The sequence below is a fragment of the Klebsiella pneumoniae genome (assembly GCF_000742135.1).
Lineage (GTDB): Bacteria > Pseudomonadota > Gammaproteobacteria > Enterobacterales > Enterobacteriaceae > Klebsiella > Klebsiella pneumoniae.
The window spans coordinates 62,656-75,981 of sequence record NZ_KN046818.1 but is presented as its reverse complement, the minus strand read 5'-3'; the positions used below and the strand labels follow the sequence as shown (position 1 = coordinate 75,981).

At 55.3% G+C, this 13,326-nt stretch carries 7 protein-coding genes, 1 tRNA gene and 3 pseudogenes; 6 read left to right on the top strand and 5 right to left on the bottom strand.

All coding sequences use genetic code 11. The features are described from left to right. Positions 1-4: 4 nt before the first annotated feature. From DR88_RS24475 to DR88_RS24495, 5 genes are all read right to left on the bottom strand, one after another. A complete protein-coding gene (locus DR88_RS24475) occupies positions 5-892 on the bottom strand; it encodes a carbohydrate ABC transporter permease (protein WP_009484068.1) in 888 nt (295 codons plus the stop codon). Beyond that, positions 882-1,766: a carbohydrate ABC transporter permease gene (locus DR88_RS24480; RefSeq protein WP_004146807.1), complete on the bottom strand. Its 885-nt coding sequence runs from the start codon at positions 1,764-1,766 to the stop codon at positions 882-884. Before DR88_RS24480 ends, DR88_RS24475 begins: the two co-directional genes overlap by 11 nt. Positions 1,767-1,896: 130 nt before the next feature. Continuing rightward, a complete protein-coding gene (ahr, locus tag DR88_RS24485; RefSeq protein ID WP_004177639.1) occupies positions 1,897-2,916 on the bottom strand; it encodes an NADPH-dependent aldehyde reductase Ahr in 1,020 nt (339 codons plus the stop codon). 111 nt (positions 2,917-3,027) lie between these two features. Next, on the bottom strand, positions 3,028-4,497 hold the full coding sequence (locus tag DR88_RS24490) for a SulP family inorganic anion transporter (RefSeq protein ID WP_032443768.1): 1,470 nt from the start codon (positions 4,495-4,497) through the stop codon (positions 3,028-3,030). Next, complete coding sequence (locus DR88_RS24495) at positions 4,494-5,174, bottom strand: carbonic anhydrase (RefSeq protein ID WP_032443767.1); 681 nt, start codon at positions 5,172-5,174, stop codon at positions 4,494-4,496. The genes DR88_RS24490 and DR88_RS24495 overlap by 4 nt, the downstream gene beginning before the upstream one ends. Before the next feature lie 600 nt (positions 5,175-5,774). Here DR88_RS24495 and DR88_RS24500 point away from each other — a divergent pair. The 6 genes and pseudogenes from DR88_RS24500 (at position 5,775) to DR88_RS24530 (ending at position 13,235) form a co-directional block, all read left to right on the top strand. Beyond that, positions 5,775-5,859 (top strand) — tRNA-Leu (locus tag DR88_RS24500). 198 nt (positions 5,860-6,057) lie between these two features. Next, on the top strand, positions 6,058-7,326 hold the full coding sequence (locus DR88_RS24505) for a tyrosine-type recombinase/integrase (protein ID WP_004146813.1): 1,269 nt from the start codon (positions 6,058-6,060) through the stop codon (positions 7,324-7,326). 354 nt (positions 7,327-7,680) lie between these two features. Next, positions 7,681-8,628: pseudogene (locus tag DR88_RS24510) on the top strand (DEAD/DEAH box helicase family protein); the annotation flags it as partial. A 98-nt stretch (positions 8,629-8,726) separates the two neighbouring features. Continuing rightward, positions 8,727-9,954, top strand: a pseudogene (locus DR88_RS27480) (IS3 family transposase). Between the two features lie 12 nt (positions 9,955-9,966). Further along, positions 9,967-11,421, top strand: a pseudogene (gene hsdR, locus DR88_RS24525) (EcoAI/FtnUII family type I restriction enzme subunit R); the annotation flags it as partial. A 32-nt stretch (positions 11,422-11,453) separates the two neighbouring features. Next, the gene (locus tag DR88_RS24530) at positions 11,454-13,235 is read left to right on the top strand and encodes a class I SAM-dependent DNA methyltransferase (protein ID WP_004146818.1); all 1,782 of its coding nucleotides are present in this window, start codon (positions 11,454-11,456) and stop codon (positions 13,233-13,235) included. The last annotated feature ends 91 nt before the right edge of the window (positions 13,236-13,326 follow it).

The following is a 13,326-nucleotide window of genomic DNA, read 5'->3' as shown; positions in this document are numbered from 1 at the left end:
CTCCTTATTTGATCCCGGAGAAGCCGAAGCTCCGCAGGAACTGTTTCTGAAAAAGGATGAACGCCAGCATCAGCGGCAGGCAGACCATCAGCGTCCCGGCGCCGATGGTGCCCCACTGGCCGCCGGATTCGGCGCCCATGGCGAAGGAGACCAGCCCGACGGTCAGCACCTGCTTATCGGGATCGTTGAGCATCATCAGCGGCCACAGGTACTCGTTCCAGTGGTAGGTAATGCTGACGGTGGCGAAGGCCAGCACCGACGGCCAGGACATCGGCAGCAGCACGCGGAACAGCACCTGCCACCAGCGGCAGCCCTCCATCAGCGCCGCCTCCTCCAGCTCTTTCGGGATGGCGAGGAACGCCTGACGCATCAGGAACACGCCGAACGCCGAGGTGAAATAGGGCATCATCACCCCGGTGAGGGTGTTGAGCAGGCCGAAGGTTTTCAGGGTCAGCATGTTCGGCACCATCATCACCACCGGCATGATCATCAGCTGCACCAGGAACAGGAGAAACAGCGTCTGCTTGCCGCGAAACTCGTGGCAGGCGAAGACGTACCCGGCGGTGGTGATGGTCAACAGCTGCACGAAGAAGGTGCCGAAGGTGAAGATAAGGGTGTTGGCGTACAGGCTCAGCCAGTCGGCGCTCTGCCAGGCGTCGCGGAAGTTATCGAGGGTCAGCGGCAGGCGCGGCAGCAGCGACGCCATATCGTCGCCGAAGGTGGTGGCGCTGAACGAGGTCGCCAGCATCCAGATAAACGGGCTGACCCACAGCAGCGCCATGCAGCACATTAATACTGTGAGCGTAAAGGGCGACGAGCGGCGCAGGCGCAGCCACAGCGGACGGGCGGCGGCGGGCGTGCGGACCAGCAGCGGCGAGATTTCAGCGCTCATAGTGGGCTCCTTTCTCCAGCAGTTTCAGGTTAATCAGCGAGAAGGCGAACAGCCCGGCCAGGGTGAGGAAGGTGGCGGCGGAGGCTTTACCGAGGTCGTGGGTATCCCAGGCGAGATTCTGGATGTAATAGAGCAGCACGGTGGTGGCGTTGTCCGGCCCGCCGCGGGTCATCACCGCCACGTGGTCTATCTGGGTGATGGAGTAGATCAGCGCGGTGGTGATCACAAAGCTCAGGGTCGGGCGCAGCAGCGGTAGCGTGACCTTAAAAAAGACCTGCGTGCGGGTAGCCCCCTCCATCAGCGCCGCTTCCCGCGTCGAGGCCGGAATGCTCTGCAGCCCGGCGAGGAAAAACAGCATGTAGTAGCCGGCGAACTTCCACACGCCGATCAGCGCCAGGGCCAGCAGCGCGCTGTTGCTGCGCCCCAGCCAGTTGTTGTTCATCGGCCCGAACAGCTTCGCCAGATAGTGGTCGAGCAGGCCGAGGCCGGGCATAAAGATAAACAGCCACAGCGCGGCGGCGCTGACCATCGGGATAATCATCGGGAAGAAAAAGGCGGTGCGCAGCCAGCGGTTGACACGATGGTTCTCGCTGAGGGCGACCGCCAGCAGCAGGGCGAGGGTCACCCCGGGCACTACCGTCAGCAGGATATAGAGCAGGTTATTGCCCAGCGATTGCCAGAAGACGTTATCGGCAAACAGGCGGGCGAAGTTATCCAGCCCGACATACTGCGCGCCGTCGCTGGCCATGCGGGTATCAAACAGGCTGTCATACACCGAACGCCCCAGCGGGAACCAGGTAAACAGCAGTAAAAACAGCAGGGAAGGCGACAGGATCAGCCAGGGAAGCCAGGTCTTTCTCATGGTGACGCGCATCTCGTTCAGCCATTTATCGAAGCCCGGATTGTGGGAAGCAATGACTACAGAGGCATGGCGGGGAGATGACGGTTTGATGAAGCGACGGGGAAAACGCCGGGCGAGCGGGCCGCCCGGCGGGAGAGAACCATCAGAAGTCGGCTTTCAGCACCGCGCGGTAGCGGGCTTTGCCTTCGCGAACGTGCTTCAGCGCTTCGTTAATCTGCGACATCGGGAACAGCTCGGTGGTTGGCGCCACTTTGCTGCGCCCGGCAAACTTCATCAGCGTGCGCAATTCGGACGGGTTGCCGGTCGCCGAGCCGGAGATGCTGCGGTCGCCGCCGATCAGGGTAAAGGCCGGCACCGGGAACGGCTTCATCACCGCGCCGACGGTATGGAAGTTGCCGCCGTAAGCCAGGGCTTCGAAGTACGGCTGCCAGTCGAGGTCCACCGCCACGGTGTTGATGATCAGGTCGAACTGACCGGCCAGCGCTTTTAAGGCTTCCGGATCGCGGCTGTTGACCACGCGATCGGCGCCCATCGCCAGCACTTCCTGCTCTTTGGCCGGGTTGGAGCTGAAGGCGGTCACTTCCGCGCCCATCGCCCGCAGCAGCTTAATGGCGATATGGCCGAGGCCGCCGATGCCGATCACCCCGACGCGGCTGGTGGCGGTGACGTGGTGGGTCAGCAGCGGTTTAAAGACGGTGATGCCGCCGCACAGCATCGGGCCGGCGGACGCCAGATCGATGCTCTCCGGCAGGGGGATCACCCACTGCCAGTCGGCGCGCAGCTTATTGGCGAAGCCGCCGCGGTTGAGAATGGTCGGCACCGAGCCTTCCAGACAGTTGATCTGGTTGCCGCTGATGCAGGCGTCGCAATGGCCGCAGCTGCGCGCCGTCCAGCCGATGCCGACCTTCTGGCCAATCTTCAGCCCTTTATCCTGCGCCGCGCTGCCCAGCGCCGCCACCCGGCCAATCACCTCGTGACCGGCCACCAGCGGGTAGCTCGACATCCCCCATTCGTTGTCGATCATCGACAGGTCTGAATGGCAGATCCCGCAGTATTCCACTTCAACTTCGACATCTTCCGGCTGTAGCTCGCCGGCATCGTATTCCCACAGCGACAGATCGGCGCCCGCTTCTTTGGCGGCGTAGCTTTTAATGATGGTCATGTTCATTTCCTTGGGGTTGGCGTGATAACCCAGAAAGTGTAGAGCATGGTATTCCCCGGCGCTTGGCAATCGGAGGGGTCGCGAAGCGGGCGGACCAGCCGCCCGTTAAGGTCAGCGGCTGGCCAGCGGCCAATGATTAAGGCGGATGCCGCGCTGCGGGGCGTTCTCGGCAAAATCATCCAGCACCGCCCGCACGTCCGGGTCGAGGTAGCCGACGCTGTCGTGCTCGACGATCACCACGCTCTTTTCCGGAATCTTCGACAGCAGGGCTAGCAGATGCGGATTGTGCATAAAGGTCAGATTCTGCTGGATGCGCAGCACGTAGTGGTCATCGTAGCGCGCCAGCTGCAGCGAGTGGCGATGGCTGCGCCAGAGGCTGAACGCCATCTGGGTGGCAAGACCAATCCCGATCCCCGCCAGCATGCCGCAGGCGATAATCCCGCCGATGGTGGCGAGGAACGGGACGTACTGCGCCGCCCCCTGGCGGAACTGCTCGATGAACAGCCGCGGGGTCGCCAGCTTATAGCCGGTATACAGCAGCACGGCGGCGAGGCTGGCGAGCGGGATTAAGGTCAGCAGGCCGCTGAACCACAGGCCGCAGATCAACAGCAGGACGCCGTGGATAAAGATCGACAGCTTGCTCTGCGCGCCATTGCTGACGTTCACCGAGCTGCGGACGATCACCGCGGTGATCGGCATCGCCCCCAGCACGCCGGAGAGCAGATTGCCGACGCCCTGGGCGACCATTTCGCGGTTCGGCGAAGGCGGCGGATTTTGCGGACGCAGCTTTTTCAGCGCCTCCTGGCTGAGCAAGGTTTCGAGGCTGGCGACCAGCGCCAGGGTTACCGCCACCACCCACACCGACGGATTGCGCCACGCGCTCCACGCCGGAGATTCCAGCTCGCCCAGCAGATCGCCGAGGCTGCCGAACGCCGGCAGGGTGATGCGTGGCAGAGTGGCAAGCTGCTGCGGCGCGGCCTGGGTCATTAATACGGTGGTGACACAACCGAGCAGGACAGCGATCAGCGGGCCGGGGATCCAGCGTAGGCTCTTCACCCGGCGGATAAGCGGCGAGCCCCACAGCCAGAGCACCAGCAGGCCGCCCGCGGCGACGGCGATAGCACTGAGGGAGAAGGTGGCGTTACCCTTCACGATATCAACGAGCCCGGTCTCTTCTGCGCTGCCGAGCGCAACGGGGATCTGCTGCATAATCAGCAGGATGCCGATCGCCGCCAGCATGCCTTTGATGACGCTGGCGGGAACGAGGGAGATAAAGCGCCCGGCCCGCAGGATCCCGAACAGCAGCTGCAGCACGCCGGCCAGCACCAGCGCCATCAGGAAGAGGGAGAAGGAACCCAGGGATTCAATGGCGGCGACGACGATGGTGACCAGTCCGGCGGCGGGGCCGCTGACGGCGAAGCGGGAGGGGCTGAGGGCGGTGACGACCAGGCCGCCGATGATGCCGGTCAGCAGGCCGACGAAAGGCGGTAAGCCGCTGGCCTGGGCGATGCCGAGGCACAGCGGCAGGGCGACAAGGAAGACGACGATGCCGGCGAGAGAGTCCTGACGAAGCGTGTTCATGGGGCATGCTCCTGCGGTGAGAGGTGTTCGACGAGGGTGGTTAAATGGCCGGAAGCCAGATCGTAGACGCAGCCGTGCAGGCTGATCGGTCGCCCGCTGGCGAGCACCGTCTGCACCGGTTCACTCTCCAGCAGACGGGCGAACTGGGCGCGAACGTTGGCTTCCACCAGGGCGTCCAGCGCATGACGAGAGCGCTCCGCGTCGGTGCTGGCTCTGGCACTGGCGCCGGGGGAGGCCGCAACACAACATTCATCAGCGATCTGCGCAATTTCGTGATGCAGGGTGTGGCGCAGCTGGCCGATGCGGCGAGCCAGCGCCGAGGACTCGTGCGCCAGCGGCAGGGTGGGCAGGGAGAGCGCCGCCTGCACCCCGCCGCAGCCGTAGTGGCCGCAGAGCACCACCCGCTCCACCTCAAGGTAGTCGAGGGCATACTGCAGGACGCTCATGACGTTGTCGTCGGCGGGATCGAGCATGTTGGCGATATTGCGGTGGACAAAGAGCTCGCCGGGCTGACTGCCGGTGAGCACCTCGGCGGGCACGCGGCTGTCGGAGCAGCCGATCCACAGCGAGTGGGGCCGCTGCCCGTCGACCCATTTTTCGAAATAGTCCGGGTCATGCTGACACTTCTGCAGCGCCCAACTGCGGTTGCGGGCCAGCAAAGGTTTTAACGTCGTCACAAGTATTCTCCTGAGTTAATTCATCGAGTGAATATGTCCATCAAGACTCGTACAGCGACTAGTAAAAATAGTGTTTACCGGAACCCTTCACGCCTGAGGAAAATCCTGGATTAAACGGCAAAAAGAAAACTTTTCATTAATGTAAAGTTATAAAAATATTGATGAAATTAATATTTGACTGCGGAGTGGGTGAGTAATAAAAAGGCATTGATTAAAACTTTCTGGAATATATGGGAATGCGGGTGGGTGGGGTGGGGGGAATAGTTGGGGAGTGGATATTGGGGATGGGTGGGTTGGGTTGGGTTGGGTTGGGTTGGGTTGAGTGATTCGGGTGAGAATGGTGTGAGAAAAAATAGAGATGACTTTGAGTGAAGTTTGGGGGGCAAGGGGAAAGGGGAGTGGCTGGCAGGTGGTGCTGGGGTTGTGGGGGTTGTGAGAGGAGGGTTGCTGATGGCAGTCGCGCCCCGGAACGGCGGTAAAAGCTGACGCCGCGCAGGATAGCGCTGTTTTTTTCAACACTTAGCGCAATGACGACACGCTGTCGCTTGCATGACCGCCGCCGACAGGTATAATCCAGAACGTTTCCGCATCCCCTTCAGTGCCGAAGTGGCGAAATCGGTAGACGCAGTTGATTCAAAATCAACCGTAGAAATACGTGCCGGTTCGAGTCCGGCCTTCGGCACCATCGGAACATCAATAGACGTCAACGGACGTCTTTTTTTGTGCCTAAAATCCAGTATCCGCAAGGCGTTCCTCGCTTTTTCACTCAACCTAAGTCAACCTGATTCAATCTACATCAACTTACTGATGCGGGTACAACTGCGGGTATATCCCGGTTCGATAATGTTTGTACCCACACAGAACCCTTGAAAGGATACTCATCATGGCTCTGAGTGATGTGAAGGTTCGTTCGGCTAAGCCTGAAGCAAAAGCCTATAAGCTGACTGACGGCGATGGCATGGTTTTGCTGGTTCACCCTAACGGCTCAAAATACTGGCGGCTTCGTTATCGCTTTGGCGGTAAAGAGAAGATGCTGGCGCTGGGGAAATACCCTGAAGTGTCGTTAGCGGATGCTAGATCACGGCGAGACGAAGCCCGTAAGCTATTAGCTAATGACGTAGATCCCAGTGAGAACAAGAAAGCCGTTAAGGTAGAGCAGGAGCAAGAGGCAATAACGTTTGAAGTGGTCGCCAGAGACTGGCATGCCAGCAATCAGAAGTGGTCTGCATCGCATAGTGCTCGTGTGTTGAAAAGCCTGGAAGATAATCTCTTTGCTGCTATCGGTAAGCGGAACATTGCAGAACTGAAAACGCGGGATCTTCTTGTGCCCATCAAAGCGGTGGAATCATCCGGACGACTCGAAGTTGCGGCTCGTTTGCAACAGCGAACTACCGCGATTATGCGCTTTGCTGTGCAGAGTGGTTTAATCGACTACAACCCTGCGCAAGAGATTGCCGGTGCGGTTGCTACGGCGAAAAGACAGCATCGTGCTGCTCTGGAACTTAACCGCATTCCTGAATTACTTAACCGCATTGATCACTATTCTGGAAGGCCTTTAACTCGATTGGCCGTTGAACTCACTTTGTTGGTCTTCATTCGTTCAAGTGAACTGCGTTTTGCTCGCTGGTCAGAAGTGGATTTTGAAACGGCCATGTGGACGATCCCTGGTAAGCGTGAAGCGCTGGACGGTGTTAAACATTCTCAGCGTGGTTCAAAGATGCGGACGCCCCATCTTGTTCCTTTATCGCGTCAGGCCTTAGCTATTCTGGAAAAGATCAAAAGCATGAATGGGAATCGAGAGCTGATTTTCATAGGCGATCACGATCCCCGTAAGCCGATGAGTGAGAATACGGTTAACAAGGCGCTGCGCGTGATGGGGTATGACACGAAAACGGAAGTGTGTGGGCATGGGTTCAGGACGATGGCGTGTAGTTCGTTAATTGAATCGGGGTTATGGTCGAGAGATGCGGTAGAAAGGCAGATGAGCCATCAGGAGCGTAGCTCTGTTAGGGCTGCCTACATTCATAAGGCGGAGCATCTGGGGGAGCGCAGGTTGATGCTGCAGTGGTGGGCGGATTATCTTGATGCGAATCGGGGGAAGGTGATTACGCCATTTGACTATGCGAAGATCGAGCGGGGGAACGGCGAGTGAGCCGTTGATAAATGCTCTTTCGTTTCTAAATTAAAATCTGACGACTAGTTTACGTCAGGTGTTGGTCGGCGTAGAAAATCGATATGTTATAACCGAGCCCCTCATAGGGGCTCATTGGCAAACGAGCCACACAAAACTGTCAATAAGAAAAGGGTTAATCAGATAATTGAGTTGGCTGGGGAGCGTGGTATGGTTTCTGGTACACCAATGAGTACTATTCTGCACGAAAAGGACACTAATTCTGCGTGGATTGAGACGTAGCTCGCCCGCGTGGATATTTATTAAACATAGTCATTTGATACTTTTGCATAGTACCTAAAGCACATATACCGGAACGTTGAAGGAGCTACTGTCATGGATAAACATCAGCTCAGTGAGCGAGATATCTGCACAAAATTCATTACTCCAGCTATTCAACAAGCTGGCTGGCAGCAGCATCAGTTCCGAGAGGAAGTCAACCTCACCGATGGTCGTGTCATGGTACGCGGTAAGATGGCCTCTCGAGTAAAAAATCCTGAAGCTAAAGGAGGTCCTAAACGTGCTGATTATGTGCTATATGCAAGACCAAATGTGCCGATCGCAGTTTTAGAAGCCAAACAGGCGAAGTTCTCCATTGGGCATGGTATGCAACAAGCTCTAGCCTATGCCGAAATGCTAGACGCGCCGTTTGCCATCAGTAGTAATGGTGATGGTTTTCTCCTGCATGACCGAACCGGCCTCTCCCTACCTGTCGAACGAGAACTTCAGCTTACCCAATTCCCGACCTTGTCCGATTTGTGGACGGTATATCAACAATGGAAAGGGCTAGTTGCACCTGAAGCTGTAACGCTGATTGAACAGCCGTTTTATACCGATGGCAGCGGCCGCGAACCACGTTACTATCAGCGTGTGGCAATCAACCGTGCCATTGAAGCTGTAGCCAGAAGGCAAACACGAATATTGCTAGTCATGGCCACTGGTACAGGGAAAACGTATACAGCTTTTCAGATTATTTGGCGCTTATGGAAAGCAAAATCCAAGAAACGCATTCTGTTTTTGGCCGACCGCAATATTCTCGTCGACCAGACCATGCAGCAGGATTTCGCCCCTTTCGGTGAGGTGATGCATAAGGTCACTAACCGTGAAGTCAAAAAGAACTATGAGATCTACCTTGCCCTCTACCAAGCGGTAACGGGAAAGGAAGAATGGAAGCAAATCTATCGCCAGTTTCCACGGGATTTCTTCGACTTAGTCGTGATTGATGAATGTCATCGTGGCAGCGCCGCGGAAGACTCAGCATGGCGCGACATCCTGGATTATTTCACTACAGTAGACTAGCCCCCTGAATCTCCAGACAACCAATATCACTTAAATAAGTGATAGTCTTAATACTAGTTTTTAGACTAGTCATTGGAGAACAGATGATTGATGTCTTAGGGCCGGAGAAACGCAGACGGCGTACTACACAGGAAAAGATCGCTATCGTTCAGCAGAGCTTTGAACCGGGAATGACGGTCTCCCTTGTTGCCCGGCAACATGGTGTGGCAGCCAGCCAGCTATTTCTCTGGCGTAAGCAATACCAGGAGGGAAGTCTTACTGCTGTGGCTGCCGGAGAACAGGTCGTTCCTGCCTCTGAACTTGCTGCCGCCATGAAGCAGATTAAAGAACTCCAGCGCCTGCTCGGCAAAAAAACGATGGAAAATGAACTCCTTAAAGAAGCCGTTGAATATGGGCGAGCAAAAAAGTGGATAGCGCACGCGCCCTTATTGCCCGGGGATGGGGAGTAAGCTTCGTCAGCCGTTGTCTCCGGGTGTCGCGTGCGCAGTTGCACGTCATTCTCAGACGAACCGATGACTGGAAGGACGGCCGCCGCAGCCGTCACACGGATGATACGGATGTGCTTCGCCGTATACACCATGTTATCGGAGAGCTGCCCACATATGGTTATCGTCGGGTATGGGCGCTGCTTCGCAGACAAACAGAACCTGATGGTATGCCTGCGATCAATGCCAAACGTGTTTACCGGATCATGCGCCAGAATGCGCTGTTGCTTGAGCGAAAACCCGCTGTACCGCCATCGAAACGGGCACATACCGGCAGAGTGGCTGTGAAAGAAAGTAATCAGCGATGGTGCTCTGACGGGTTTGAGTTCCGCTGTGATAACGGAGAAAAACTGCGGGTCACGTTCGCGCTGGACTGCTGTGACCGTGAGGCACTGCACTGGGCAGTCACAACGGGTGGCTTCGACAGTGAAACAGTACAGGACGTCATGCTGGAGCAGTGGAACGCCGCTTTGGCAGCGAGCTTCCGGCGTCTCCAGTGGAGTGGCTGACGGATAATGGTTCATGCTACCGGGCGAATGAAACACGTCAGTTCGCCAGGATGTTGGGACTTGAACCGAAGAACACGGCAGTGCGGAGTCCGGAGAGTAACGGAATAGCAGAGAGCTTCGTGAAAACGATAAAGCGTGACTACATAAGTATCATGCCCAAACCAGACGGGTTAACGGCAGCAAAGAACCTTGCAGAGGCGTTCGAGCATTATAACGAATGGCATCCGCATAGTGCGCTGGGTTATCGCTCGCCACGGGAATATCTGCGGCAGCGGGCCAGTAATGGGTTAAGTGATAACAGGTGTCTGGAAATATAGGGGCAAATCCATACAGCCACACATATTGGCCTAACTGCCACACCGAAAGAAACCAAGGAAACAAGCAATACCAGCTATTTCGGATACCCCATTTATACCTATTCGCTTAAGCAGGGCATTGAGGACGGTTTTCTTGCTCCCTACAAGGTGATCCGCATTGCAACCGATGTTGATGCAGTCGGCTACATACCAGAGAAGGGTAAATTAGATAAACTAGGCCAAGTCATGGAGCAACGGCAGTACAATACAAAAGACTTTGACCGCACTCTAGTTCTGGAGAAACGCACAGCTCTTGTCGCCAACAAGGTATGGGAATATCTCCAGGCAACCGATCCGATGGCCAAGACGATTGTTTTTTGTGACGACCAGGATCATGCTGAGAGGATGCGCCAAGAGCTTGTAAAGCTCATCCCTGCCGCTGCAAACAATCGCCGCTACGTCATGCGAATTACCGGAGACGATAACGAAGGGAAAGCACAGCTCTCCTACTTTATCGACAACGATGAGCCTTACCCGGTTATTGCAACTACCTCTAAGTTACTTACCACGGGCGTTGATGCTAAAACCTGCAAGCTGATTGTCTTGGACCAGAACATCAACTCGATGACGGAGTTCAAACAGATCATTGGCCGCGGCACCCGCCTGCGCGAGGACTACCAAAAACTCTACTTCACCATCATGGACTTTAAAGGTGCTACGCGACTGTTTGCTGATCCCGATTTTGACGGCGAACCCGTGGTGATATACGAACCTAGCCCTGAAGATACTGTGGTACCGCCTGATGTCGTCACGCCCCCCAGAATAGAAGAACTAGAACCTCTCCCCTCTGGCTCTAGTGTCACAGATAAGGCTGGAAGCAATGTAGGCCGAATAAAGTATGTGATTGATGACGTCAATGTATGTTTAGCGGTTGAACGCTCGCAATACCTCGATGCCGAGGGTAAGCTCATCACTGAGGACTACCGAGTCCTGCTCAAAAGTGAGATTAAAAGCACCTTGCAGGCTAAATTTGGTAACCTAACCAACTTTCTACGGCGCTGGAGTAGCGCCGAACGCAAACAAGCTGTGATCGAGGAATTAACCGAACATGGCGTACCATTCGCGATCCTGCAACAGGCAGTCGCTAACGGCAGCGAACTGGATGCTTTTGATCTGGTAACCCACGTCGCCTTTGATCAGAAGCCACTCACTCGGCGTGAACGGGCTAACAACGTGAAAAAGCGTGATGTGTTCGGCAAATACAGTGGGCAAGCCAAGGCCGTACTGGAAGCTTTGCTCGAAAAATTTGCCGATCATGGTGTACAAGACATAGAGGATGCAAATGTGTTGGAATTACCTCCATTTGACCTATTTGGTAGCAAGACACAAATCCGTCGGGGTATTTTTGGTGGCGTAGAGCAGTACACCCAAGCCGTGAAGGAGCTGGAGTTGGCTCTCTACGACATATCCGAACAAAAACAGGCTTGATTAAACAGCAGCCTTCAACAGCGAATAAAAAGATGAATCTCAGCAGTACCATTAAATCCATTCAAGACATCATGCGTAAAGATGACGGCGTCGATGGTGATGCACAGCGTCTCGGCCAGCTCACATGGATGTTGTTCCTCAAAGTGTTTGACCAGCGCGAGGAGGAATGGGCCGATGATAATCCGGCGTATATATCTCCCTTGCCCAAAGAGTACCGTTGGCGTAACTGGGCAGCATATATACCGGGGGCTGATGGCAAAAAGAAGCCACAAATTGCCGGTAGTGAATTGATCAGCTTCGTCAACAACGAGTTATTCCCGACGCTCAAAGAGATAGATGCAAACAAAAGCCCTCAGCATAAAGTCATCCGTAGTGTCTTTGAAGATGCGAATAACTACATGAAATCCGGCCCGCAGATGCTGGCCGTGATCGAGAAGCTGGAAGATGCTATCAATTTCCACGATTTTACTATCCGCGCAAACATTGGCGATGTGTACGAGCAATTACTCAACGATTTGCGCGGCGCGGGTAACGCAGGAGAATTCTACACTCCGCGCGCCATCACCGCTTTTATGGTTGATAGAGTCAACCCGCGTTTAGATAAGCGTGAGACGGTAATGGACCCGGCCTGTGGAACAGGCGGTTTTTTGACCGCTGCCATAGAGCATTTCCGCAACCAACTCGCGACAATGAAATCACCGCGTCCTGAAGACAAACGCGCCATAGAAGCGCTAATCCTCGGTATCGAAAAGAAACAGTTGCCGCATCTGCTCTGCACAACCAACATGCTATTGCATGGAATTGACGTTCCCAGCCAGATCGAGCATAAAAATACCCTAGGTATCGGCTGGAACGAGTGGAAGGCCAGTGGCAAGGTTGACTGCATCATCACCAATCCTCCATTCGGAGGGTATGAAGATGATGGCGTGGGCAGCGACTATCCGGCTGATCTGCGCACCCGTGAAACTGCTGACATGTTTATGGCGCTAATCATCAAGAAACTGTTGAAGGAAAAAGGCCGCGCCGCGGTGGTATTACCCGATGGATTCTTATTTGGCGATGGCATCAAAAGCACGCTGAAAAAAATGCTGCTGCGTGACTGCAAATTGCACACCATCATACGTTTACCGAAAGGCGTTTTTGCGCCGTACACCACCATCAAGACCAACCTGCTGTTTTTCACCAAGGGCAGCACTGTTGAAGATGGAACCGAACACTTCCACACTGACACCATCTGGTTTTATGAACACCCCTATCCAACGGGCTACAAAAGCTACTCTAAAACCAAACCCATCCGGCTAGAAGAATTTGAACCCGAGCGAGACTGGTGGGGCTCGGAGGAAAACGATTTTGCCGACCGCGAAGAAAATGAATTCGCCTGGAAGGTTGATTTCAAAACCAAACGTGAACAAGCTGAAACCGCCGCACAACCGCACTGGCAACGCGCCGAGGAGCTGAACAATCAGGCTGCTGTGCTGGAAACCGAAGCAGGCGATTTACGCAGGAGTTTGGTTGGTACCATTGATGCTGTCTATCGTGAAAAGATCGACGCGCAGATTGCCGAACTTCGTGCAAAGGCCGAATCACTGCGCCTGCAAGCGCGGGATGCTCAAGTTGCTGGAGATCGCCTCTACTGGCCTATCTTCAACCTTGACCTGAAAAATCCCAACGCGCCGGAAGAAGAAAACCTCGACCCAGACCTGCTGTTGGAGAAGTACAAAAAACTACTGGGTGAAATTGAAGAAACCGAAAATCAGCTCAAAAGTGAATTGGCCGCTGCGCTGGCGCATCACTTTGCCGGTGAGGATGCCTGATGGATGCTAAACAGTTTTTGGCAGAGTTTGGCCATATCGCGGATGCACCGGGGGGATTGGGAAACTGCGGGAGTTAATTCTCTCGCTGGCA

Bases quoted from the DNA above. Each gene is read 5' to 3' on its own strand.
- DR88_RS24530 (WP_004146818.1), top strand. From the start codon at position 11,454: ATGAATCTCAGCAGTACCATTAAATCCATTCAAGACATCATGCGTAAA.
- DR88_RS24505 (WP_004146813.1), top strand. From the start codon at position 6,058: ATGGCTCTGAGTGATGTGAAGGTTCGTTCGGCTAAGCCTGAAGCAAAA.
- ahr (WP_004177639.1), bottom strand. From the start codon at position 2,916: ATGACCATCATTAAAAGCTACGCCGCCAAAGAAGCGGGCGCCGATCTG.
- DR88_RS24480 (WP_004146807.1), bottom strand. From the start codon at position 1,766: ATGCGCGTCACCATGAGAAAGACCTGGCTTCCCTGGCTGATCCTGTCG.
- DR88_RS24490 (WP_032443768.1), bottom strand. From the start codon at position 4,497: ATGAACACGCTTCGTCAGGACTCTCTCGCCGGCATCGTCGTCTTCCTT.
- DR88_RS24475 (WP_009484068.1), bottom strand. From the start codon at position 892: ATGAGCGCTGAAATCTCGCCGCTGCTGGTCCGCACGCCCGCCGCCGCC.